This window comes from Curtobacterium sp. AC268 (genome assembly GCF_979258745.1).
In genome coordinates, this window is sequence record NZ_OZ409878.1 from 202,939 (window position 1) to 226,165 (window position 23,227).

The following is a 23,227-nucleotide window of genomic DNA, read 5'->3' on the forward strand; positions in this document are numbered from 1 at the left end:
GGCTGCACGGCGTCGAGGCTGGGCGCATGGACACCAGCAGCGCACCCCAGCCCGTTCACCCCTACCTCGGCCTCTGGGCCACCGCCGATGGTCGTATCCGCCACGAGCTGCGGCCCGACGGCCGTTACGTGGAGGCCCGAGGTGACCGTGAGGCGGCCTACGTGGGCGCCTACGAGGTCGACGGCGACCACATCGACTACCGAGACGACACCGGCTTCACCGCGGACGGCGACTTCAGGGACGACGTCCTGCACCACGCGGGCATGGTGCTGCACCGACGGAAGGTCGTCCTGGTGACGGGCGCCTCGAGCGGCATCGGGCGTGCGACGGCCGTCCGCCTCGCCGCTGCCGGCCACCCCGTCGTGCTCGGGGCCCGGCGCACCGACCGGCTCGACGAGCTCGTCACCGAGATCGAGGGGGCGGGCGGTACGGCGATGGCAGTGCCGCTCGACGTCACCGCCCTCGCCTCGGTGCAGGAGTTCGCGGCTGCTGCCCGGGCACGCTTCGGGCGGATCGACGTGCTCGTCGCGAACGCTGGCGTGATGCCGCTGTCACCCCTCGCCGCAGGCCTCGTCGACGAGTGGGACAGGATGATCGACGTCAACGTCCGCGGCCTCCTCCACAGCATCACGGCGACCCTGCCCACCATGCTCGCGCAGGGCACCGGCCACGTCGTGACGATCGCATCCGTCGGCGCCTACGACGTCTCGCCCACGGCTGCCGTCTACTGCGGCACGAAGTTCGCAGCACGGGCGATCACCGAGGGGCTGCGTCAGGAGTCACCGCGCGGGATCCGTGTGACCACCGTGTCACCAGGAGTCACGGAGTCCGAGCTCGCTACAACGATCACCCACGCCTCCGCCGCCGCCGCGATGGTCGTCTACCGTGCCGAGTCGATCTCTGCCGACGCGATCGCCCGCGCCGTCTCCTACGCGGTGGCCGAGCGACCCGACGTCGACGTGAACGAGATCGTCGTGCGGCCTGCGGCCCAGCGTTGATTTGCTCCGCAGTGTCGCAGCGACCCGCCGGGTGAGGCGTGACGGGTGACCGTCACCCCGGGAGGGGCTACGACACAGGTCACGAGTGCAACAGCGTTCAGAGCGATGAGGGCGATCGCCCACCGGCGTGAGGCTGTTCGACGCGTGATTGGCACGGTAGCGGTCCTCGGCGATCACCCTGGCGTCCGGTAGCGTCAGCGCCATGACCCAGATGCAGCGACGCAGTCTGCTCGAACGGCTGATCGGCAAGCCCCTGCCGTGGCTCGTCTGGGTGTGGGCGGTCATCGCCCTGGTCTGGCTCGTCCTCGCCGTCGTCGAACCGTCCCGGTTCCACACGCAGATGGCGGTCATCTGGATCATCCTCGCCGCCGTGCAGATCGGCTCGGTGTCCTACACCCGTGCGCAGGAACGGAAGCGTGCTCGGAACGCAGGCGACGACTCGTAATCGGCCCGACGCAGGCGCCCGGAGCATGAGCGTGCGCAGAGCTCGGCGAGATGCCTGGGTGCTGCGTGAGAGCATGCGGTCGTGACAGACGAACCCCTGCTCGAGATCCGGTCGGCGTCCGAGACGGACGCTGCGGACGTCGCTGCGGTCGTCGTCCGTGCGTACGCCAACCAACAGGGCTGGGTGAGTGACGCCGAGCTGGTCACCGGGGAACGGACGAGCCCGGACCAGGTGCGTGCGATGATCCGTGCCCCGCGGTCGGTGATGCTCGTCGCGGTCCACGACGCCACCATCGTCGCGACGTGTCACCTGCGGGCTTCCGACCGGGCGACGGCGCACCTCGGCATGCTCGCTGTGGACCCGGCGTGGCAGTCCCGAGGTATCTCCCGGCGGCTCCGGACCGCGGCGATCGCGTACTCCGAGGAAGCCTTGGCGTGCGAGTCCGTCGAGCTCGAGGTGCTCAGCGTGCACGAGGGACTGCGACGCGTCTACGAACGAAGCGGGTTCATCGCGACGGGGGAGACCCGACCGTTCCCGGCACACGTCGCTCGCGTCGCGGGGCTGCACTTCGTCGTGCTCCGGAGATCGCTCGGCTGGTCTGGACAGACCCCGGACGTGTGACCCGGGCGCGCGCCGCCGCCGGGACCCGTAGGCTCTCCAGTCGGACCCACCGGTGCACGGGGCGCACGGCGGGATCCGAGGGGGAACCACATGTCCATCACATCCAGGATCACCACCGCGGGGACGGCGACCGTGATCGCCGTGCTCGCACTCTCCGGCTGCGCCGGGACCGGCACCACGGCACCGGGAGCGGAGCGCGCCACACCGCGGTCATCGGCACCGACATCGGCACCGACGGAGAAGCCGACCGCGCCGGCCACCGCCGACTCCGCCACGAAGGACCTCACGTTCGAGGACGGCGCCGCGCTCTCGGCGAGCACGCTGCCCGCGTTCGGGCTCCAGGTCTCGGCGCTCGACGGCTGGGAGCAGACCGGCGAGGACCCGACGACCGGGTCGCGGGAGTACACGAACGCCGACGGCTCCGTGGCGACGATCACGCAGCAGCGGCTCACCGACCTCGACCCGACGATCGGGGACCGCGCCGCCACCGAGCAGCTGTTCACTGCCGCAGGGCTGCCGGCCGACCGGCTCGAGGAGCAGCTCCTGCCGACGATCACCGGCGGCACCGCGCAGTTCCTGTCGATCGCCGGGCACAACACGGACGGGTCCTGGTCGGCGACGGTCGCGCGGGCCTTCGCGAAGCCCGGCGCTGCGCTCATCGTGAAGGTCCGGACCACCTCGCAGGATGCACTCCGTCCCGACCTGCACGACATCCTGGTCAACGCGCAGGTGGTCGTCGCCTAGCGAGCCGGTGCGACGGGTCGCCGCGACGGGTCCCTATGCTGAGTCCTCGTGCGCCGCTCTGCCCGTCTCCTGACCGTCCTCGTGATCGTCGCCCTGTTCGCCGTCGGGGTCCTGGCAGCGGTGGTGTTCATCCAGCGTGTGCTGGCGGATCCGGCGAGCGACGTCGCGTGGGTCGGCACCGTCCGGGCGACGGGGCTCATCGTCATCGGGGTCATGCTGACACTGCTCGGACGGCGAGGGCTGCCCGCGGCCGTCGACGCGGTCAACCTGCTCGCCGACGCCGGTCCGGTGCGGCCGCTCACGGTCGTGGTGTGGGTCGTCCTCGGCGCCACCATCTACTCGATCCTGCGCGGCTGGACGCTGAACGTCCCCGTCGCGGCCGCCGTCGGCGCGATCGTGGTGGCGTTGCCGTTCGTCGAACGCTTCCTGGACGCGGCGCTGGCTCAGCAGACTGCGCAAGCCGAAGCCGAAGCCGACGCGTGAGACGGCACGCGGGACGGACGTGAGACGGTCACGAGACGAGACGGGAGGCCCGGTGCCAGCTGGCGCCGGGCCTCCCGTCTCGTCGTCGACGCGGCCTGACCGCCCCTGCCGACCCACGCGGGTCGGCCCGCCTCAGCGCTCCGCGCGTCCGGCGAAGCGGTACCGGAACCCGGGCACACCGTCCGCGGTGACGACCACGTCGTAGTACCCCCACTCGTCGAGCGGCCAGTGCATCGTCTTCTGCCCGGAGCCGCGGACGTGTGCGGTCTCGCGGTGCTCGACGAAGTCGTTGGCCACGAGCACGAAGCGGAGCTCGGCCCTGCCGGTGTTCTCGAGCAGGAGCTGCAGGGTGCGCCGACCGCGCGGGTCACGGACGACCGAGACGTGCGGGACGCCGCCGGTCGCCCGACCACCGACCGTGACGGTGCCGGCGAAGCGCCGGAGGAACCGGTCGGGTCCGTAGACGCTGACGTCGTAGGCACCGGCGGTCGTCGTGGTGTCCCATGCCCAGTCGGCGGTGGCGCCGACGGGGACGGTCTTCGGGTGGGCGGCGAACGGCATCGCGGTGTTCGGGTAGACCAGGAAGTTGACGCCCTGACGGCCGTCGTTCGCGAGCGTCACGGTGACCCGACCGGTGCGGTGATCGACGGTCGTGTCGGCGTGCTGCCGGTAGGGCAGGCTCCGGCGGCGGACGGTGCCGGGCTCCTGGACGGGCAGGGTCTGCGCGCCGATCGCCGGTTCCTCGATGGGCGGCTTCGCCTGGTCGGCGTCGGCGGCCGCCACCAGCGCACGGGTCTGCTCGATGCCGGGGACGACGTCGGCGCCGGGGATGCTCGGGTCCGGCGCGGTGAAGTCGAAGCAGCTCGTCAGGTCCCCGGAGACGGTCCGTCGCCAGTCGGAGATGTTCGGCTCGCGGACGCCCGTGACGTGTTCGAGGAACTGGATCACGGACGTGTGGTCCGCCACCTGCGAGTTGACCCACCCGCCACGGCTCCACGGCGACACGACGGTCATCGGCACGCGGGCACCCATGCCGATGGGCAGCCCGTCGACGTACTCGTCGGGGGTGCCGGGTTCGGCGAACGGGGGGACGACGTGGTCGAAGTACCCGTCGTTCTCGTCGTAGTTGACGAGCAGGACGGTCGAGGCCCAGGTGTCCGGGTTGCTGAAGAGCGCCTGCACGACGGCGTTCGTGTAGTGGGCCCCGTAGTCCGGGCTGGCCGCCGGGTGCTCGCTCCAGCCGTAGGGGGCGATGACGTACGACACGGTGGGCAGACTGTTGGTCGCGCAGTCCTGCCCGAACTGGCTGAGCAGGTGGGTGACGTCGAGGCCCTTGCCCGAGTTCGGCTTCCACCCGTCGTGCAGCCCGGCGCGCGCGGCGAGCTCCTGCTGGGCGGGGTCGGAGGACGCGAGCGCGCGGTGGTACTGCTCGAACAGCCAGAGCGGGTTGTCGCCGTAGTCGCCGACGTACGGGTCGGCGGAGCTGTCACCGACCTCGTCGTTGGCGTAGGTCTTCCAGGTGACCCCGGCCGCCTGCAGTCGTTCCGCGTAGGTGGTCCAGGCGAACACCGGTTCGTAGTCCGCCGGGTTGTCGGTCGCCGGTCCGCCCTGGGCGCCGCGGGGGTCGATCGTGCCGGACCACTGGTACAGGCGGTTCGGCGTCGTGGGCCCGTTGAGCGAGCAGTGGTAGTCGTCGCAGACCGTGAACGCTCCGGCGAGTGCGCGCTGGTAGGGGATGTCCTCGCTCGTGAAGTAGCCCATCGTCTGGGCGCTCTTCGCGTCGACCCACCGGTTCCAGGCACCGCCGTTCCACGCGGTGTGCCCACCGCCCCAGGAGTGGTCGAGGCCGTCGGCGTTCTGCGCGTTGAACCGGGTGGTGTCGAGCCGGAACGGCAGCATCGCGCCGCCGTCGGTGCGGGCCGCCGACGGCTGGTGGAAGACGTCGGGTCCGGTCGGCAGCTCGAGCGCCTGCTTGTCCGAGAACCCGCGGACCCCGGGCATCGTGCCGTAGTAGTGGTCGAACGACCGGTTCTCCTGCATGAGCACGACGACGTGCTCGACATCGGCGATCGTGCCGGTGGGGACGGCACGGGCGGTCGCGGCGCTGGCACGGTCGGCCGCGCCCGGACCGAAGGCGGAGCCGGCGGCGACACCGGCCATGATCGCGGCCGCGCCGCCGATCAGGACGGTCCGTCGACTGACTCCGGGTCGGACCGCGGCGGTGTACGCGGCGTCCGGGGTCAGCGGTGGTGCGGCGTCCAGGTTGACGTCGGGTGCGCCGTGTTCGGGCTTCCTCGTGCTCATCGCGGGCCTTCCAGGTCGGTGGGAGTGCGGGCGCTGCGGGGGAGGAGCGCCCGTCAGCATGACAACGAGGTGCGCTGAACCGTGCCTTGCCCGGTCGTGGCAACGGGGTGAACGCGTCCGGTGGAGTCGGGATCGACCTGTCCAGGTGCGCCGCGGCTCGGCCCTGTGCTTCCGGGGTCGCTGCCACGAGAACCACGACGCACCTGGACAGCTCGTACCGCGGCGGGGGAGGATCACCGCGTGCGACCACTGTTCCGGGACATCGCCGAGGACCTCGCCGACCGGGTGCTCCGCGGTGAGTTCGACGCCACGGGTGTCCTGCCGGCCGAGCACGAACTGGCGGCCGACTACGCCGTCGCGCGCGGCACCGTGCGGAACGCGCTCGGCCTGCTCCGCGACCGGCGGGTCCTGACGGCACGTGCGGGCTCCCGCTGGCGCGTCCGCACCACGACGCTCGGCCACGACGCGGGTGCGCTGGAGTCCTTCGGCCAGCTGGCCAGGGCCCGGGGGCACGAGCCCGGCGGTCGGGTCGTGGCGGTCGAGGAACGGCCGGCCACCGTGCGCGAGCGGCGCCTGTTCCGCGCTGCGCACGACGAGCCCGTCCTGCACGTCGTGCGGGTGCGCTCCCTCGACGGTGTCGACGTCATGCTCGAGCGCACCGCCTACGCGCCGTGGGTCGCCGCCGTCATCCGGACGATCCCGGGCGGGCAGACGTCGGTGTCGGCGACCCTGGAGGACCGGTTCGGCATCCGGGTGGGCTCCGCCGTCACCACCGTGGACGCGCTGCTGGCCGATGGCGCCGACGCCGCGCTCCTCGGGGTCCGGCCCGGCGCGGCGCTCCTGCAGGTGCGTCGGTCCAGCACCGCCGAGGACGGCCGCCCGCTCGAGGCGGGCGACGACCGGTACGTCGCCGGGACGGTGCCGCTCCGGATCCGGACGGAGTCCGCAACGGCACCGACACCGCGGACCGGCACCGGGCACGACGACGCGGGATGAGCCGGACGGGAGGCCCGGTGCCAGCTGGCACCGGGCCTCCCGTCCGGCTCGTTTCGAACCCACGACGTGAGCCGGCAGGCGGGGTCAGCGTCGCGCTGCGCCGTCCGCGGCGACGGCCGCCGCCAACCCGGCCTCGATGACGTCCACGGGGTCCGGCAGGGCCGCGATCGACGCCGCGACCTGACGGCTGCGGGCGCGGTGGGTCGGCGAGGCGAGGACCTCGCGGACCGCTCGACGGATCGCCTGCGGCCGTGGCATCCCGGAACGCAGGTTCCGACCGCAGCCTGCCCACGCGACCCGGGCGGCGACCTCCGGCTTGTCCTCGGTCGATCCGGCGACCACGAGCGGCACCCCGTGTGCGAGGGCACGCTGCACCCCGCCGAACCCGCCGTTCGTGACGACGACGCTGCACCGCGGCAGGAGCTGGTCGTAGGGCAGGAAGGTCGCTACCCGCGCGTTGGCTGGCAGCGCCGTGCCGAGCGCGCGTTCGACCTGGTCGACCGGGCGGCCACCGGTGGTGGCGACGACGAGGACGTCCTCGTCCGCCAGCGCGCGGAGCGTCGGCGTGATGAGCCGGCCGAGGTCGACGGTGTCGATCGTGCCCTGGGTCACGAGCACCACCGGGGTGTCGGTGTCCAGGTCGTCCCACCACGCGGGCAGGTCGGCCGCGGGCGTCGGTGCCGAGCGGGCCACGACCGGACCGACGAACCGGACCGAGTCGGGGAGCTCGCGCCGCGGGTACTCGAGCTCCGCGACGCTCAGCTGGAACAGGGTGTCGAAGCAGCGGTAGGCGAAGTCGAAGGTCCCGGTCTGCGACGGCGGCGCCCCCACCTCGGCGAGCACGACGTCGACGGCCTGCTGCAGGGGGCGTGTGAGGACGGGCCGGATCGCGGCGGTGAGCAGTTGGTTGCGCACGCGCGCCAGCGGCCCGCGACCCGGCGCGAGTGCGGTGCCGAACGGGGCGGCGTCGACGCTGGTGAGCGTCACCGGTGTGGTCGCGATCCCGAGCACGGGCAGGCGGTCGCCCGGCGGCAGCGCGAGGTACGGGGCGAGCCCGGTGAACGTCGCCTCGCCGAGCACCGCGTCGAACCGGCTCGCTGCCAGCAGGGCCGTCAGCGCGCGGTACTGGGAGGGGATCGGCCGCACGAACATCGCGATGATGCCCTCGCGGACGACGGCCACCCCGCGGGCCGCCGTGGCGTCGGCGAGCCGGTCCTGCAGCTCGGCGTCGTCGAAGTCGGCGTCGGCCGGCAGGGCCACGAAGCGGAGCCCGGCGCCGACGACGAGGCCGCGGTACTTGGACCCCGTCAGCACGGTGATCTCGTGGCCGCGCTCGGCGAGGTCGCGCCCCACGTCGACGAGGGGCGCGAGGTGGCCGTAGACGGGCGGGGCGCAGAGCAGGTACGAGGACACGGGGCCGCTTCCGTCGGGGGATGGCCGGACGTTCGGAGCGTAGGCGCGGCGAGCAGGCGCGTGGCGCGGCACGGACTGGGAGTGGGTGAGAGTCCTCGAGCACAGGACGGCACAGACGTCGGCGCATGGCTGATTTACTGCGTCCGCAGTAGTCGGGGCGCTCCCGCTGCAGTACCGCTCGCGCTCCGGATCGGCGCACGCTGCCGGCCTCGCGAAGCGGTCAGCGGGTCGTCTCGACGGCCGGCCTGGTCCGTACCGGGGCGAGCCAACGGGTCAGGAGCACGGCGGTGATGCTGCCGGTCGCCATGATCGCGGCGAGCACCACGATCTGGAAGCGCCCGGCCTCGAGCGGGGACACGCCACCGAACACGGCCCCCACGAATGCGCCGGGCAGGGTGACGAGCCCGGTCGTCCTCGTCTGGTCGACCGTCGGCACCAGGGCGGCACTCACGGCGCGTCGGACCAGGTCCGCGGTGGCGCGGCCGGGTGTCGCTCCGAGCGCGAGCCACCCCTCGACCTCGTCCCACCGATCGTCGACGAGTTCGCGGAAGCGACGACCGGCGATGGTCGCGATCGACATCGCGTTGCCGATGACGATGCCGCCGAGCGCGAGTGCGTAGCGGGGCGAGAGCGCGATGGCTCCGCTCCCGAAGACGACGACCGCGCTGACCAGGATGCCGGACGCCATCGCTCCGGCGACCGGCAGCACCATCGTCCGGAGGTCCCCGAGCCGACGGGCCGACGTGCACATCGCCACGATGAACATCACCCCGAGCGCAAGGCCGATCAGGACGGGCGATCGGATGACACCGGTGAGCACGAGGCTGACGGCAGCGAGCTGCAGGACACCTCGCGCGATCGCCGCTGCCGGAGCCCAGGGTGCCGACGCGCGAGCAGCGAGTAGGACGACGGTCGCCGTCGCGACGAGCGCAAGGACGCCGAGCACCGTGCGCACCAGGACGTCTTCGGTCATGTCAGCTGCTCGGTCATCTGGTGCACTGTACGGCCGGAACGGTGTCAGCCGTCAGACGCCGTGCGCGGACCGGAGCGTCGGCGGTCGCTCGTTATCGCGATGACGACGAGGATCGCGAGCATCGCGATCACGCTGACCAAGCCGGTGCCGTAGCCGAGTCCACCTCGGAGCGGGGAGACGGCCAGCCAGTCCGCGACCGATGCGCCGAGCGGTCTGGTCAGGACGTACGCGGTCCAGAACGCCGCGACCGGGCCGAGGGTCCTCGTCCGCCGTAGCGCAACGACCACCGCCATCCCGCCCAGGAAGGCGCCGGCACCGAGCAGGTACCCGAGGTGCAGCGTCGAGGCGATGAGGTCACCCGCCGCAGTGCCCGTGGCGAACGTCACGATCACGGTTGCCCAGTAGAACCCCTGACGTCGGGTGGTGGTGACGGTGTGCACGTCGAGGGTCCCTTCGGTTCGTCGCCACGCGGCGAACACGATGACGAGGACTGCGAGGAACACCGGTGTGGAGACGAGGTAGGGAATCCCTGCCGCCACGTGCGCGACATCGGCGATCATGGTGCCGAAGACTGCGACCATCGCCACCGCCGACCAGTACTTCCACGGCGAGAACCGGCGAGACCGGAACTGGACAGCGAGCACCACGACGAACACGACCGCGGTGATCAGTACCGTGGGGGCCGGGGCGAAGCGGGTCACGAGCCGATCCGACAGCGCCTCACCCATCCCCGTGGTGAGGATCTTGATCACCCAGAACGACGCGGACGGTTCCGCGACCTGGTTCGGAAGTGTCCGGGTGCTGGTCACGCTCATCGGTCGCTCGCGACGGGCTGCTCGTCCGGGCGGCTCCTGTCGGTCCGGCTGCTCGCTCGCTTTCGGACCACCCCGATCAGGATGGGCAGGATCGAGACGATGACGACGACGATCATGAGGACGTCGATGTTGTGCGCCACGAACGGGATCCCGCCGAGCAGCACCCCGACCACCGTGAGTCCGCAGGCCCAGCCCACCGCACCGACGACGTTCCACAGGATGAACCTGCGGTAGGGCATGTCCGCTGTTCCCGCCGCGAGCGGGACGTAGGTCCGGACCACCGGAACGAACCGACCGAGGACCAGGGAGAGCCCGCCCCACCTGGTGAAGAACGCTTCGGCCTCGTCCAACCGAGCGGTCGTGAGTACCCGTGCACCCGCGCGGAAGAGCCGGCGGCCGAAGCGTCGACCGATCCAGTAGCCGACCTGGTCCCCGGCGACGGCAGCGATCGACGCGACGACCGCGACCTGCCATGGCGCGATGCCCAGTGCAGCGCTCGTGATCGCTGCGGTGACCAGGAGCGAATCACCGGGCAGGAACGGGAACAGCACCCCGGACTCGATGAAGATGAGGACTGCGATCCCCGCAAGGACGGCGGGGCCGAACGCGTGCAGGACGGATCCGGCGTCGAACAGGTGGACGGCGAGCGGGACGGTGAGCATCGTGGCCTTTCCGGCTGGGTGCGGGCGAAGGGGACTCGGTCAGCGGGACCGGGCGATCACGACGACAGCTGCTCGTGGGCGCCGGTCCGCACGCGTTCGTGGCGGCCGACGGAGATCCATGCGATGAGCGCTGCGATGACGGCGAGGAAGACGATGCTCGTGGTGATGGTCCCGATGCCGAGCCCGCCGTCGTGTGTCGGCTGGGAGAGCAGGTCCCCGGTCGACGCACCGAGCGGACGGGTGAGGATGTACGCGATCCAGAAGCAGGTGACGGCACCGCGACGGCCGATGAACCAGACGGCAGTGACTGCGGCGATCGCTGCGGCGAACAACAGCAGGGACGGCAGGTAGCCGAGGCCGGTCTGCTCGGCGATGAGGTCACCGGCCGCGGTGCCGAGCGCGAAGGTGAACAGGATCGCCAGCCAGTAGAACGCTTCCCGCCTGGTGGTGTCGATCTCGTGGATCGAGAGCGTGCGCTCGGTCCGGTACCAGGCGATGAACACCACGGTGAGAGCGACCGCGAACACGGTCGTGCTCACACCCAGCGGAACGCCGAGCCCGTCGGTGAGGTTGTCGGTGATGCAGGTCCCGACGATGCTGATCAGCACGACCGTGACCCAGTAGGTGACCGGCCGGTAGGCCCGCGTCCGGAACTGCAGCACCAGGAACACGACGAGCACTGCGGCCATCACGGCCGTCGTCAGCGGGAGACCGAACCCGAGGGTGTCGCTGAGCAGATCGGCTGCGGTTTCACCGACGGTCGTGGCGAGGACCTTGATGATCCAGAACGACGGGGTCGGGTCGGGGACCTTGTTGCGCAGCGGGCGGGGCCTGGCGGTCAGATGGGTCATGGCGTGCTCCTCGTCGTGCCGTGGGCCTGCTGCCCGGTTCGGTTTGACGACGGTACGAAGGGGCCTGCAAGACTTCACCAAGAAATCCCGGTGGACCGATCTGGTCGGCTTCGCGGGAAGGGACGGAGCGACCGCATGATCGGCACCACATGGCATCGACTCGTCGATGCCGTTGCACGTTGGTCGCTCCGTCGCGAGCCGGACCAGGACGCGGATCGCCTCGCCTCTCGACGCTCGGTCATCGGGATCGCCGTGCGCGTCGCGGCAGTGTCAGCCGCGTTGGTCGTCGGGATCATCGCCCTGGTCGTCGCGTACGTGGTCTGGCAGCTCACCCCCGGCCAGCAGCGGGAGCAGGCCGGCCCGTTCGACGTGCACATCACCCTGGACACCGTCGATCTCACGGTCGCGATCGCAGGGGTCGGCGGGCTCGCGATCGTCTTCGCGGGAGTCGCGTCCTGGTTGATCGCGCGCCGCGCGGTCCGCCCGCTGACCGAGGCGCTGCGTGTGCAGCGGACCTTCGTCGCGGACGCCAGTCACGAACTGCGCACACCGCTCGCCGTCCTCCATGCCCGCGTGCAACGACTCCGCATGCAGACACCCGCCGACGATCCGCGCCGCGGCATCGTGGACGAGGTCACCGGCGACACGCGGATCCTGATCGACATCGTCGACGACCTCCTCGGAGCCGCTGCCGGGACACCCACCGAACCGGGCGTCACACGTCTGGAGGACGGGTTGGCGGTGCTCCGCCGCGACATGAGCGTGCTGGCCGCCGAACGGCAGGTACGCCTCCGCGTGGCCGACCACAGCGCCACCGTGGCCCTGACGCCGACACAGCTGCACCGGTGTCTCGTCGCCCTCACCGACAACGCCATCGGCCACACCCCACCGGGCGGCAGCGTCACCGTGACCACCACATCGGAGCCCGACCGAGTGTGCGTCCGCGTGCAGGACGACGGCACGGGCATCACCGGGATCGCCCCGGCGCGGGTGTTCGAACGTTTCGCGCACGGCACCGGGCCCGGCCCGGAACTCGCCGCGACGCGCACGGGGTACGGCATCGGGCTCGCGCTGGTCCGGGAGATCGCGGTCCGCGCCGGAGGAGCCGTCACCGTCGAGTCCACCGGCGATCAGGGAACAGTCTTCGCCCTCTGGATCCCGACACGCCACGCACCGACGGACATCCCGACCACGACACGGACGATCGGGGAAGGATGAACGCCATGGGACAGCGGCTGCTCCTCGTCGAGGACGACCCCAGGCTCGGGCCGCTCGTCGCCGAGGTGCTCCGCGACGACTGGGACGTGGTCCTCGCGCCGGACGGTGAGCAGGCGCTCGTCGCGGCGGTGGAGCAGTACTTCGACGTCATGGTCGTCGATCGCCGGCTCCCCGGCATGGACGGCACCGAGTTCGTCGGCGCGATCCGGAGCCGACGGATCAGTACCCCGGTCCTCATGCTCACCGCACTCGGCGAACTCCGCGACCGCGTTTCCGGTCTGGACGCCGGAGCGAACGACTACCTCGTGAAGCCGTTCGAGTTCGACGAACTCGCCGCCAGACTCCGAGCCCTCACCCGGGACTACACCGGCACCGGGACGGGGGTGGAGATCGGAGGCTGGACCTTCTACCCCGACGACCACAGCATCCACTCGCCGTACTCCGGGCGGATCCTGCTCACCGAGAAGGAGAGCGCCCTCCTCCGGTTCCTCGCGGCGGAGCCAGCGCGCGCGTTCTCGCGGAAGCACCTGCTCTCCGCCGTGTTCGAGAACGGCGAGCAGGAGAACACGGTCGACACGTACGTGCACTACATCCGGCGGAAGACCGACCGGGACCTCATCACGACGATCCGTGGCACCGGCTACCAGCTCGGCACTCCGACCTGACTCACCCGCGTCCGCTCCCAGCGCGGGGCATGAGCGAGTCGACGAACGATCTGCTCGCGGTTGTCGCGATCGTGCGGCCTGGCCGCGGTCGCCGGCTCGGCGTCGTCGCGGCGATCGTCTCGGTGCTCGGAACCCTCGTGACGGTCGGCATGCTCGTGTGGCGCGTGGTCGAGGCGAACGGCAGCTAGCTGCCCGCGGTCGCGCGTGCGGCCCGCGACCTGCGCGGTGACGGACTGGAGGCCCGGTGCCAGCTGGCACCGGGCCTCCAGTCCGGTGTCGGCCGGCCCACGGCGTGGGCAGGTCCCCGGTGCCGCTGCGGGTGGGGCGCGCGCAGGGATCCAGCAGGATCCTCAGCGGGAGGTCGCCGTTCACCGGCGGCTGCAGGCTGCCGTCCGCGATGATCCGAGGGTGCCTCGTCGTCGTGCTGCCGTCCGGACCGCCGTGGTGGTCGTGATCGTGCTGCTGGTCGGTGCCGTCCTCGGTGCCGTCTTCGTCGCCGCTCCCTGGCTCGGTGTCGGGCGAGCGCCGGTGCTCGCCGCCGTGCTGCCGGCACGTTCCCTCGTGACCGTGGGACTGGCCGCCGTCGGTGTCGCCCTGGTGCTCGTCGCCGTCGTCCTGCGACGCAGGCGAGCCGTGCGGCTGGTCGCTGCGTCGCTCGGGGCGGTCCTGCTCGTCGTCGCAGTGGCGAACACGGCGGTGCTCGTCGTGCGGGGATGGGACGTGCGGCCGGTCGACGGTGCCCGGGGTGCGCTCCGGGTGTTCGAGTGGAACACCAACGGAGGGCTCGTCGGTGCGCAGGGCATCGCCCGCGCGGCACTGACCGCACGGGCCGACGTCGTCGTGCTCCCCGACGCGGGCGACCGACGGGCCGCCGCCGCGGTGGCGCGGTCGATGGGGCAGCACGGTCGGCCGGTGCGGGTGTTCATGGGTGGTGACGACACGCAGGTGGCGGTGCTCGTCGGGGCCGACCGCGCGTCCGGCGCGTCGATGTCGCCCGGCGTCGATCCGGTGAAGACGATGACGGTGTCCGGGCCGTCGATCCCGACGATCGTCGCCGTGCACGCGCCGCAACCGATCGGGCGGGGCCTGGCGGGCTGGCGGACCGATCTGCGGTGGGTCGGCGAACAGTGCGGCCGCGGCGCTGACGTGGTCGTGTCGGGGGACTTCAACGGGTCGGTCGACAGCTTCGACGGTGGGGGTCTCGGTTCGTGCCGGGACGCCGCGTCGACCGTGCACGCCGCGGCGCTCGGCACGTGGCCGACGTGGCTCGATCCGCGGCTGGCGATGCCCATCGACCACACCCTGGTCGGTCCGGCGGCCGGATTCGTCCGGTCGTGGAGCGTGCTGACGAGCCAGGACGAGTCCGGTGCTCGGCACCGCCCGACCCTGACGGTCGTCGGCGGCAGCTGACCCGGACGGCGGCCCCTGTTTCGGTGGGCGAGCGGTGCGGGAGGTGGGAACAGACTCGCAACGTCGTCGAAACACGCGCGCGGTGGGGTGGATGCATGGACGTCACCACCACGGATCGTGCCCCCGCCCGCTGGTACCAGTCGCTGTTCGTGCAGATCGCGATCGGGGTGGCCCTCGGCATCGCCGTCGGGGTCTGCTTCCCCGCGGCGGCGCCGGTGCTGAACGTCGTCGGGCAGGGGTTCATCCGGCTGATCGAGATGGTGATCGCGCCGCTCGTGTTCATCGTCGTGGTGACGGGCATCGTGCACGTCGGCGACCTGCGCTCCGTGGGACGGATCGCCGGCAAGGCGATGGTCTACTTCCTGCTCGCGTCGTCGTGCGCGCTCGTGTTCGGCCTGCTGGTCGGCAACCTCGTGCGCCCCGGGGCCGGCCTGCGGATCGACCCGTCGTCGCTCGACGCCTCGGCCGTGGCGGCGAAGACCGCCGGTGGCACGGCTCCGGACGCGGGGACCTTCATCCTCGACCTCATCCCGTCGAGCGTCGTGAACGCGTTCGCGACGAACGACATCCTGCAGGTGCTCGTCTTCGCGGTGTTCGTCGGCGCCGCGATCGCCGCGATCGGCAGTGACCGTGCGCGGCCGCTCGTGCGGGGCCTCGACCTGTGCCTCGAGGTCGTCTACCGCATCCTGGGTTGGGTGATGCGTCTGTCGCCGCTGGGTGCGTTCGGGGCGATGGCGTACGTGGTCGGGCAGTACGGCATCGACACCCTGGGGTCGTACGGGCTGCTGATCGCTGCCTGCTACGGCGCAGCGGCGGTGTTCATCGTGGCGCTGCTCGTCGGCGGGCGGCTGCTGTCCGGGGTGCCGATCTGGCGGTTCGTCTGGCACACCCGCGCGGAGTTCGGGCTGGCCCTGGGCACCGCGTCGACCGAGGCCGTGCTGCCGCGGATGATCACGCGGCTCACCGAGGTCGGCGTCTCACGGAGCGTCGCCGGACTCGTCGTGCCGACGGGGTACTCGTTCAACCTCGACGGGGCGGCGATCTACCTGTCGATCTCGCTGCTGTTCCTGACCCAGGCGTTCGGGGTGCCGCTGACGCTCGAGCAGCAGGTCGCCGCACTCGGGGTGCTGCTGCTGACGTCGAAGGGCATGGCCGGGGTGCCGGGCTCGTCGTTCCTGGCGCTGTCCGCGACGGCGACGAGCCTCGGGCTGTTCCCGGTCGCGGGCGTCGCGCTGCTGCTCGGTGCCGACCGGATCATGGACGCGATGCGGGTGAGCGTCAACCTGCTCGGCAACTGCGTCGCGACGCTCGTGGTGGCTCGGTGGCAGGGCGAGCTCGACCGAGAGCGGGTGGACGCGGTGCTGCGGCCTGGTCGAGGGGTGCGGCCGTCGTCGGAGGCGGAGCCTGCTGCGGGTGCAGCCGCGGTGTCGGCGCCGGTTCGCTGAGGGGGCGGGGCGCGGTCAGCGTTCGAGGACGGCGCGCTGCTGGTCGTACTGCTGGCGGGTCCGGTGTCCGCCCATCTTGCGGACGACGGCGCCCGAGGGGTCGCGGGTGATGCGCCACCAGATAGCGGTGCAGAGCGCGTCGACCGGGACGATCGCACCGAGTCCGACCAGGAGCTGCCGACCGAGGTCGGTGCGCCAGGGCAGCCCCGAGACCTCGAGCGCGGTCACGACGAGCAGACAAACCACGATGGTGATCGGGCTGAGCCAGAGCTTCCGAACGGTGCGTTGACGTGCCACGTCGATCTCCGCCAGCTGCGCCAACGGCAGTGTCGAACCGATGTGCTCGCGCGGCTCGCCACCGACGATGACGGCGGCAGGGCCGGGGGTGGGAGCGGTGTCGTCCGCGTCCGTGGCGGGTCGCCAGACCACGTCGTCCAGGTGCTCCAGATCGTTGTCGATGCGGAACCAGCCGCCTTCGAAGCCGTCGGCAGCGGCGTCGGGATCGGCGCGAGGCGTGGTCGTGGTCACGTCGGTCATCTTGGCAGCAACAGGTGCAGTTCGGGCACCACCGCTTCGGGGGTGGGCGGCGGCGTCGCCCGCGGGCCCGGGGCGCGTGCTGCTGGCAGGATGGTCCCGACACCACGGGGGCGGGGGCCGGCATGGGCACGGAACAGCAGGACTGGCGTGACCAGGGGACGGGCCCGACGACGGGGCGAGGGAACGCGATCGCCATCGCGCTCGTGCTGCCGGTGCTGCTCGTCGTGAGCTGGGCGGTCCAGATCGGGGCGTACCTGGCGCGCGACTTCGGGTCGATGGACGACCGGCTCGGAGCAGGGGGCGTGCTGACGCGGCTGGTCATCGGCGCCGTGCTCGCCGTGGGGATCCCCGTGGTGGTGCTCGTCGTGCAGGTCCGGGCTCGCCGGCGTGAACCGCGCCACTCACTGGTCGCCGTCGTCGCGGCGATCGTCGTGCTGGTCATCGCCGTGCCGTGGAACGGCCTGGTCCTGACGTCACAGCTGCGGAGCATGGCCGCCGACGCCCGGCAGTGGGCGCAGCCGGCGACCGCCGCCGAGCGGCGCTTCGCCCACAGTGACGCCCGGGCCACGCTCGAGCGGATCGGGGACCGCACGGTGCGGATCCTCGGCGGCGACCGGAAGTCCGCCTACCGGGACGGCCGACCCGCCGGTGGCGCGTACAGCGAGGACTGCCAGCTGTCGAACGCCCACCAGGGCGTGCGGTGGATGTACTGGTACGACCCGGGGGAGTACACCGACGAGCAGGGCAACGAGCTCCTGCCCGAGGACCACACCGTGATCGAGGGTGCGAACCGCGACGTGGACGGAGTCCGGGAGTACTGGGCGTCCGAGGGCATCGACGCGCGGTCGGAAGAGGACATGGTCGCCGACCAGATCGCGCCGACCGCCGACTGGCTCGAGAGCGGCTCGTCGTACACACGGCCCGGTCCGGACGTCGACTTCCGCACGATCTGCCTGGTGCGGTGACCCGCGGGTCGTCGGGTCGTCCGCTCGTCAGCATTCGTCAGCGCTGGTCAGGGCGACCAGCCGACCAGGCGCTCGACGGCGGCCAGGACGACGGCCGGGGGCTCGCCTGTCGCGATCTCGGTCCGGACCCGTCCGGCCGCGACGCGGAACGCCGGCTCGGTCAGGAGTCGCGACGCGGTGGTGCGGATGTCCTCCGCGGTCGCCGTCGCGGCGTCGAGGACGAGTCCGGCGCCCAGGGTCTCGACGCAGCCGCCGTTCGGCAGTTGGTCCGCGCCGAGCGGCAGGACCAGCAGGGGCACGCCGTGCGCAAGCGCCCCGGTCACCGATCCGGATCCGCCGTGGTTCACCACGAGGTCCACGAGCCCGAGCACCGAGTCCTGTGGGACGTACTGCTCGATCCGGATCGCTCCCGGGCCCGCCGGCACCGCGAAGGTCGTCGGGTCGACCCAGGGTCCGGTCGTCAGGAGAATCCGCGCCGGCAGGGCAGCCAGCGCGTCGATGAGCCGGGCGAACAGGTCGCCGGACTTCGTGTTGAACTCGGTGCCGAGCGTGACGTAGACGCGGGGTTCGTCGCCGGCAGCCAACCACGCCGCGGCATCCGACGGTGGTGACGACCAGGTGTCCGGCCGCATCCGGATCACCGGGCCACGTAGCTCGTGCCCGGATCGCATCGACGCCGGGAACGGGACGACGGTGAGCGCGCCGCCGAGCATCTGCTGCTGCGGGTCAGGCCCGAGCCCTGCGCGTCGGCGGAGCGCCTCGAGCGGCTCCCGCACCGCGTCGCGCCAGGTCCCGCCGGCCGAGGCGAAGGCCAGGACCACCACGCACGGCACCCCGGCTCGTTCGGCGGCGGTCATCGCGCCGAAGTCGAACTCCCCGCAGACCACGAGGTCAGCCGTCCACCGAGCGACCAGCCGTCCGACGTCGATGACTGCCCCGGCGGCCGCGTCCCCCAGGAACACCTGAGGGACGCGGGTGAGCACCGTGCTCGGGTCGATCGGGGTCAGGGTGCCGGTGCCCGGCCTGCTCGCCGGCAGCTCCACGTTGCGCGGCTGCCGGTGCGAGAACCCGGTCTGTTCGAGGACGGCCTCGCGTGCGCCGCTCAGTGCGGTCCGGTGTCCGGCAGCGCTGGCCGCGCGGGCGAGTGGCAGCATCGGCGCGAGGTGTCCCCGCCCCCGTGGGAACGAGAACACGATGCGCAGGGGCTCCGGAGCCCGGTAGCCGGGCCGGCCGTTCGCAGCAGACACCACAGGGCTCCGATCGTCCGTGCGGGCTGCCTGCCCGCTTTGTCAGACAACCGTATGGCGAACGGCGGTCGTGCTCCATGAACCCTTGGTCAGCCTTGCGGGGCGCGCACGCGCCGACCGTGCTCACTTGCCGGCGGCCTCGTTGTAGGACTCGATCTGCTTGCCGGCCTGCTGTTCGGCGTCCTTCATGGTCGATTCGACGTCGGCACCCTCGACGATCCGGTTGAAGGCGCCGATGACGGTGGCACGCACCGTCGGGAACGCGCCCGTGATGCAGCCGGCCGCGGCGACGCTCGTGGGGTCGTCGGTGAGCTGCTGGTACATCGTGGCGATGTTCGGGTCGGACAGGGAGCGCTTGCCGACGGTGGTGTCCTGGGCGTCGGTGTTCATCGCGACGTAGCCGGTCGCCTTCGCCCACTCGGCCTGCACGTCCGGCGTCTGGAGCCACTTGGCGAACGTGTACGACGCCTGCTGCTCGGCGGACGAGTGGCCCTTGCCGGAGATCCACAGCGCGTTGCCGCCGATGACCTGACCCGCGTCGTCGGAGGCCGACGTGGAGGGGAACCGGGCGACGACGGACTTGGAGCCGTCCGGGTCGACCGTCGTGTAGGCGCCGGAGGAGGTCAGCAGCATCCCGACCTTGTCGCTCGAGAACGCCGAGTTCTGCACGGTCGAGTCGGTGCCGGGGTTCAGGGCGGCACCGTCCTGGTAGAGCTTCTGCAGCGTGGTCATGAACTGCACCTGGGTGTCCGAGGTGAGCGAGACGCCGGTGACCGGCTTGCCCTTCCGCCCGTTCTCCGGCGTGCAGAACGCCTGACCGCCCGAGGCGGTGAGTTCCTCGAGCATCCACGAGTCGCCCATGTTCATGCTCATGCCGTAGCCACCGGTCGCGGCGTGGATCTTCTCGGCCCAGGTCGCGACCTGCGCCAGCGTCCTCGGCGGTTTCGTGGCGTCGAGGCCGGCCTTCGCGACGAGTGCCTTGTTCAGGTAGAGCACGGGCATCGAAACCGAGAACGGCATCGCCGCGAGTTGCTTGCCGTCGCTGTAGTACGTCGCGGCGGCCGGCGCGATCGTGTCGGTGCCCGACTTCGAGCCGCTGATCTTCGCGGGCGACACCGTCTGGCCGGAGTCGATCATGAAACCGGTCGACACGTCGTTCATCATGAGCAGGTCCGGCGTCGAGCCGGACTGGACCGCCGCCGTGTACTTCGTCTGGACGGCCGCGTAGTCGCCCTGGAACGACGACTTGACGGTGATGTGCTGGTCGTTCTCCTTGTTGAAGCGGGCGACGAGCGCGTCGAGCTCGGTCGCGGGCGGCCCGGACATGGCGTGCCAGAAGTCGACGGTCACGGGGCCGGAGCTGTCCGACGCGGAGCTCGACGTGGAGCACCCGGTCAGGGCGAGGACCGCGACGGCCCCGGTGGCGAGTGCGGTGAGGGTGGTGGAGCGACGTGCGGGCATGGTGCGTCCTTCGGGTGTGGGGCGGGCGGGGGTCGGGGAGGGGAGCGGACGTGTCGTCACTTGAGCGCGCCGGCGGTGAGGCCACCGGCGAGGAACCGTTGGGCGACGAGGACCAGGACCAGGACGGGGAGGGTCACCATGGCTGCACCGGCGAGGACCACGCCGATGTCGGCGGCCTCGGCGTCGGACAGCTGAGCGATGCCGACCTGCACGGTGCGGTGCTCCGGCGAGTTCGTGACGAGGAGCGGCCAGAAGAACCCGTTCCAGGCGGCCGTCGCACTCACCAGGGTGACCGAGACGAGCGTCGGGCGGGTGAGCGGCAGGAGCATGGACCGGATGAACCGGAAGTGTCCGGCGCCGTCGAGCACCGCGGCTTCGCGCAGCTCGTCGGGGAAGCTCAGGAACGCCTGGCGGAACAGGAAGATCGTCAGCGCCGAGGCCACGAACGGCAGGAAGACGACCAGGAGCGTGTCGATGAGGTGCCACGACGAGACGGTCAGGTAGTTTGCGATCAGGGTCGTCTCGCCGGGGATCATCATGCTGGCGAGCAGGACGAGGAACAGGGCACGGGTGCCCCGGAGGCGGCAGAACACCAGGGCGTAGGCGGTGATGATGCCGATGACGACCTGCAGCACCGTCTGGGCGAGGGTGACGACGACGCTGTTCAGGAACTGCTGCCCGAGCGGGACGACCTGCGTGGCCCGGACGATGTTGTCGAGCGTGAGGTGGATCGGCACGAGACCGGCGAGGCCCTGGTCCAGGTAGCGGGTCGGGGTGAGCGCGCCCTCGAACACGTAGTAGAGCGGGAAGCAGACGACGACGACCGCGATGACGAGCCAGGCGTAGACGAAGACGCTCCGGAGCCGGCGTGCGGTGACGGGGCGCATCAGTAGTTCACCCGCTTCTCGAGCACGCCGAACTGCACCAGTGACAGCCCGAGGACCAGCAGGAACAGCACGACCCCGAGCGCGGCGGCGAGGCCGAAGTTCGCGCTGCCGGACCCGAACGCCTGCTGGTAGATCGCGTAGACGAGGGTCTTCGACGAGTCGGCCGGACCGCCGCCGGTGAGGATCTGGATCTGCCCGAAGGTCGTGAGTGCCTCGACCGTGCCGGTCACGACGACGAAGAAGAGCGTCGGCGTGACGAGCGGCAGGGAGATCGACCAGAGTGTCCGCACGGGCCCGGCACCGTCCAGGTGCGCCGCCTCGATGACGTCCTGGTCGATGGCGCCGAACGCTCCGAGCAGGAGCAGCACGGTGAACCCGAGCGACCCCCAGATCGTCACGACGATGACGCTCGCCAGGGCCCACTGCGTGCTCGTCAGGAACGGGACGGGCGCGCCGCCGAACTGGGTGATCACCGTGTTCAGCAGCCCGTTGCCGGGTGCGAGCATCGCCGCGAACGCGACGGACCCCGCGGACACGGACACGACCATGGGCGCCGTCAGGAGTGCGCGGAAGACCGGCAGGCCGCGGAGCTTCACGGTCAGGGGGATCACCACGAGCAGACCGAACACGATCCGGCCGACGACCACGCCGACGCAGAAGACCGCGGTGGTCAGCATCGTCCGTCCGAACGCGGGGTCGGTGAACGTGCGGACGTAGTTCTGCAGCCCCACCGAGCCCGCCGGCTGACCGAAGATGTCGGTGCCCTGGGTGCTGAGGACCAGGACGCGGCCGAGCGGGTAGAAGACGAAGACCGCGAACGCGAGCAGCGCCGGTGCGAGGAGCACCAGACCGAGTCGGCGGTCCGAGCGCAACGAGGACCGGGTCGTCCGGGTCGTCCGGGGTGGCCGCCGCGACTGCGGCGACCCTGCGGCACGCGGGGGACCGGCGACCAGGCCGGACCTGACGGGGACCGTCATGGGGCGGACTCCTCCGAGTAGGGAACGTTCCCTAACCGGGAACGACTCCACTGTGCGGCGGGGGTCGAAGACCGGTCAAGGCACGTCGACCACCCGCCGTCACCCGTTCACGCCGCGTTCAACCCCTCCGCCGATCGGGCGCCGACGTGCACCGCCGCAAGCCGCGCGTTCACCTCGGGTTCGGTCCGTCGACCGGCGTGGTTCGCCGTCCAGGAGCCTCGACGTCGTAGAACCGGGGACCATGCGAACCGTTCCTGCTCCCCAGACACTCCGGGCGATCGCCGAGGAGGCCGCGCGCACCGTCGCGCCCGACCTGCTCGCCGTGTTCCGCGCCCCGATGACGATCAGCACGAAGCGCGACGCGCACGACGTGGTGACCCTGCACGACCGCGCGGCGGAAGAGGCGATCACGGCGGTGCTCACCGCAGCCGTGCCGGGCTCCGTCGTCCTCGGCGAGGAAACCGGCACCACCGGCAGTACCGGCACCACCGGGGAAGACGGCTCCGCGGACCCCGTGGTGCGGTGGATCGTGGACCCGATCGACGGCACCGCGAACTTCGCCCGCGGACTCGCGTACTGGTGCATCTCGATCGCGGCCGAGGTCGACGGCGAGGTCGTCGCCGGGGTGGTCTTCGACCCGGTCGCGGACCACGTGTTCGCGGCGGACGACGACTGCGCCTGGCTCGACGGCGCCCCGATGCACTCGTCGTCGGGGCCGGATGACGCAGCGACGGTCCTGACGAGCTTCCCGGTGCAGCAGGACCTCGACCTGCTCGGCGAAGCAGCGGCGTTCGACCTGCTCCGGGACCTGACGCTCCGGTACCGCCATCACCACAGCCTCGGCAGCGGTGCCCTCAACCTGGTGCACGTCGCCGCCGGGTGGTCGGACGCCACGATGGGCTTCGCCACGCACCCGTGGGACGTCGCCGCCGGAGCCCTGGTGCTCGAGCGCGCCGGCGGGTGGTTCCGGGGCTTCCGTCGGGGCGAAGCCGTCGACCGCGCACACCTGGCGGACGACTACGTCGCCGCCGGTGCCGGAGGATCGCACGCCGAGCTGGTGCGCCGGGTGCAGGAGCTGTCGGCCACGACCGCCGCCGACTGAGCCGCCGA

24 protein-coding genes are annotated in these 23,227 nt (G+C 71.6%); 13 read left to right on the forward strand and 11 right to left on the reverse strand.

The features are described from left to right. The first annotated feature begins 26 nt into the window (after positions 1 to 26). The 5 genes from ACZZ9K_RS00940 to ACZZ9K_RS00960 all read left to right on the forward strand — a co-directional run bounded on the left by ACZZ9K_RS00940 (position 27) and on the right by ACZZ9K_RS00960 (position 3,291). Complete coding sequence (locus ACZZ9K_RS00940; protein WP_463443097.1) at positions 27 to 998, forward strand: SDR family NAD(P)-dependent oxidoreductase; 972 nt, start codon at positions 27 to 29, stop codon at positions 996 to 998. Between the two features lie 202 nt (positions 999 to 1,200). Continuing rightward, the gene (locus ACZZ9K_RS00945; RefSeq protein WP_412163393.1) at positions 1,201 to 1,443 is read left to right on the forward strand and encodes a hypothetical protein; all 243 of its coding nucleotides are present in this window, start codon (positions 1,201 to 1,203) and stop codon (positions 1,441 to 1,443) included. A gap of 81 nt (positions 1,444 to 1,524) precedes the next feature. Further along, positions 1,525 to 2,064: a GNAT family N-acetyltransferase gene (locus ACZZ9K_RS00950; RefSeq protein WP_463443098.1), complete on the forward strand. Its 540-nt coding sequence runs from the start codon at positions 1,525 to 1,527 to the stop codon at positions 2,062 to 2,064. 90 nt (positions 2,065 to 2,154) lie between these two features. Then, positions 2,155 to 2,808 carry a hypothetical protein gene (locus ACZZ9K_RS00955; protein ID WP_463443099.1) on the forward strand — a complete coding sequence of 218 codons (654 nt, stop codon included), beginning with the start codon at positions 2,155 to 2,157 and terminating at the stop codon, positions 2,806 to 2,808. A gap of 48 nt (positions 2,809 to 2,856) precedes the next feature. Beyond that, positions 2,857 to 3,291, forward strand: coding sequence for a hypothetical protein (locus ACZZ9K_RS00960; RefSeq protein WP_463443100.1), 435 nt, complete (start codon positions 2,857 to 2,859; stop codon positions 3,289 to 3,291). Between the two features lie 132 nt (positions 3,292 to 3,423). On the opposite strand, the gene ACZZ9K_RS00965 is transcribed toward ACZZ9K_RS00960, so the two are convergent. Beyond that, positions 3,424 to 5,595, reverse strand: coding sequence for a phosphocholine-specific phospholipase C (locus ACZZ9K_RS00965; RefSeq protein WP_463443101.1), 2,172 nt, complete (start codon positions 5,593 to 5,595; stop codon positions 3,424 to 3,426). A 240-nt stretch (positions 5,596 to 5,835) separates the two neighbouring features. Here ACZZ9K_RS00965 and ACZZ9K_RS00970 point away from each other — a divergent pair, with 240 nt between their 5' ends. Then, a complete protein-coding gene (locus ACZZ9K_RS00970; RefSeq protein WP_463443102.1) occupies positions 5,836 to 6,591 on the forward strand; it encodes a GntR family transcriptional regulator in 756 nt (251 codons plus the stop codon). Positions 6,592 to 6,675: 84 nt separating this feature from the next. Here ACZZ9K_RS00970 and ACZZ9K_RS00975 read toward each other — a convergent pair whose 3' ends face one another. From ACZZ9K_RS00975 to ACZZ9K_RS00995, 5 genes are all read right to left on the reverse strand, one after another. Beyond that, positions 6,676 to 8,004 carry a nucleotide disphospho-sugar-binding domain-containing protein gene (locus ACZZ9K_RS00975; protein ID WP_463443103.1) on the reverse strand — a complete coding sequence of 443 codons (1,329 nt, stop codon included), beginning with the start codon at positions 8,002 to 8,004 and terminating at the stop codon, positions 6,676 to 6,678. Positions 8,005 to 8,224: 220 nt separating this feature from the next. After that, the gene (locus tag ACZZ9K_RS00980) at positions 8,225 to 8,977 is read right to left on the reverse strand and encodes an ABC transporter permease (protein ID WP_463443104.1); all 753 of its coding nucleotides are present in this window, start codon (positions 8,975 to 8,977) and stop codon (positions 8,225 to 8,227) included. Between the two features lie 44 nt (positions 8,978 to 9,021). Next, positions 9,022 to 9,792, reverse strand: a complete 771-nt coding sequence (locus ACZZ9K_RS00985; RefSeq protein ID WP_463443105.1) for a COG4705 family protein — start codon at positions 9,790 to 9,792, stop codon at positions 9,022 to 9,024. Beyond that, positions 9,789 to 10,454 (reverse strand): DedA family protein, encoded by a 666-nt coding sequence (locus tag ACZZ9K_RS00990; protein WP_463443106.1) that lies wholly within the window; start codon positions 10,452 to 10,454, stop codon positions 9,789 to 9,791. The genes ACZZ9K_RS00985 and ACZZ9K_RS00990 overlap by 4 nt, the downstream gene beginning before the upstream one ends. 56 nt (positions 10,455 to 10,510) lie before the next feature. After that, positions 10,511 to 11,305: a COG4705 family protein gene (locus ACZZ9K_RS00995; RefSeq protein ID WP_463443107.1), complete on the reverse strand. Its 795-nt coding sequence runs from the start codon at positions 11,303 to 11,305 to the stop codon at positions 10,511 to 10,513. A 135-nt stretch (positions 11,306 to 11,440) separates the two neighbouring features. Between ACZZ9K_RS00995 and ACZZ9K_RS01000 the strand changes: the two genes are divergently transcribed. From ACZZ9K_RS01000 to ACZZ9K_RS01020, 5 genes are all read left to right on the forward strand, one after another. Next, on the forward strand, positions 11,441 to 12,523 hold the full coding sequence (locus ACZZ9K_RS01000; protein ID WP_185974160.1) for a sensor histidine kinase: 1,083 nt from the start codon (positions 11,441 to 11,443) through the stop codon (positions 12,521 to 12,523). 5 nt (positions 12,524 to 12,528) lie between these two features. Further along, positions 12,529 to 13,188 (forward strand): response regulator transcription factor, encoded by a 660-nt coding sequence (locus tag ACZZ9K_RS01005; protein ID WP_231495656.1) that lies wholly within the window; start codon positions 12,529 to 12,531, stop codon positions 13,186 to 13,188. A 29-nt stretch (positions 13,189 to 13,217) separates the two neighbouring features. Beyond that, positions 13,218 to 13,376, forward strand: coding sequence for a hypothetical protein (locus ACZZ9K_RS01010; RefSeq protein ID WP_463443108.1), 159 nt, complete (start codon positions 13,218 to 13,220; stop codon positions 13,374 to 13,376). Positions 13,377 to 13,596: 220 nt separating this feature from the next. Beyond that, positions 13,597 to 14,598 (forward strand): endonuclease/exonuclease/phosphatase family protein, encoded by a 1,002-nt coding sequence (locus tag ACZZ9K_RS01015; RefSeq protein WP_463443109.1) that lies wholly within the window; start codon positions 13,597 to 13,599, stop codon positions 14,596 to 14,598. Between the two features lie 95 nt (positions 14,599 to 14,693). Then, positions 14,694 to 16,043 (forward strand): cation:dicarboxylate symporter family transporter, encoded by a 1,350-nt coding sequence (locus ACZZ9K_RS01020; protein WP_463443110.1) that lies wholly within the window; start codon positions 14,694 to 14,696, stop codon positions 16,041 to 16,043. A gap of 15 nt (positions 16,044 to 16,058) precedes the next feature. Here ACZZ9K_RS01020 and ACZZ9K_RS01025 read toward each other — a convergent pair whose 3' ends face one another. Continuing rightward, positions 16,059 to 16,571 (reverse strand): hypothetical protein, encoded by a 513-nt coding sequence (locus ACZZ9K_RS01025; RefSeq protein ID WP_463443111.1) that lies wholly within the window; start codon positions 16,569 to 16,571, stop codon positions 16,059 to 16,061. Positions 16,572 to 16,702: 131 nt separating this feature from the next. Between ACZZ9K_RS01025 and ACZZ9K_RS01030 the strand changes: the two genes are divergently transcribed. Beyond that, on the forward strand, positions 16,703 to 17,545 hold the full coding sequence (locus ACZZ9K_RS01030; protein ID WP_463443112.1) for a hypothetical protein: 843 nt from the start codon (positions 16,703 to 16,705) through the stop codon (positions 17,543 to 17,545). Positions 17,546 to 17,592: 47 nt separating this feature from the next. Here the strand turns inward: ACZZ9K_RS01030 and ACZZ9K_RS01035 are convergent, their stop codons facing one another. From ACZZ9K_RS01035 to ACZZ9K_RS01050, 4 genes are all read right to left on the reverse strand, one after another. After that, positions 17,593 to 18,792, reverse strand: a complete 1,200-nt coding sequence (locus ACZZ9K_RS01035; protein WP_463443113.1) for a glycosyltransferase — start codon at positions 18,790 to 18,792, stop codon at positions 17,593 to 17,595. A 123-nt stretch (positions 18,793 to 18,915) separates the two neighbouring features. Then, on the reverse strand, positions 18,916 to 20,253 hold the full coding sequence (locus ACZZ9K_RS01040) for an ABC transporter substrate-binding protein (protein WP_463443114.1): 1,338 nt from the start codon (positions 20,251 to 20,253) through the stop codon (positions 18,916 to 18,918). Between the two features lie 56 nt (positions 20,254 to 20,309). After that, positions 20,310 to 21,140, reverse strand: a complete 831-nt coding sequence (locus ACZZ9K_RS01045) for a carbohydrate ABC transporter permease (protein WP_111224544.1) — start codon at positions 21,138 to 21,140, stop codon at positions 20,310 to 20,312. Continuing rightward, the gene (locus ACZZ9K_RS01050; protein ID WP_071244396.1) at positions 21,140 to 22,117 is read right to left on the reverse strand and encodes a carbohydrate ABC transporter permease; all 978 of its coding nucleotides are present in this window, start codon (positions 22,115 to 22,117) and stop codon (positions 21,140 to 21,142) included. Before ACZZ9K_RS01050 ends, ACZZ9K_RS01045 begins: the two co-directional genes overlap by 1 nt. 241 nt (positions 22,118 to 22,358) lie before the next feature. Between ACZZ9K_RS01050 and ACZZ9K_RS01055 the strand changes: the two genes are divergently transcribed. Further along, positions 22,359 to 23,219 carry an inositol monophosphatase family protein gene (locus tag ACZZ9K_RS01055; RefSeq protein WP_463443115.1) on the forward strand — a complete coding sequence of 287 codons (861 nt, stop codon included), beginning with the start codon at positions 22,359 to 22,361 and terminating at the stop codon, positions 23,217 to 23,219. Positions 23,220 to 23,227: the final 8 nt, after the last annotated feature.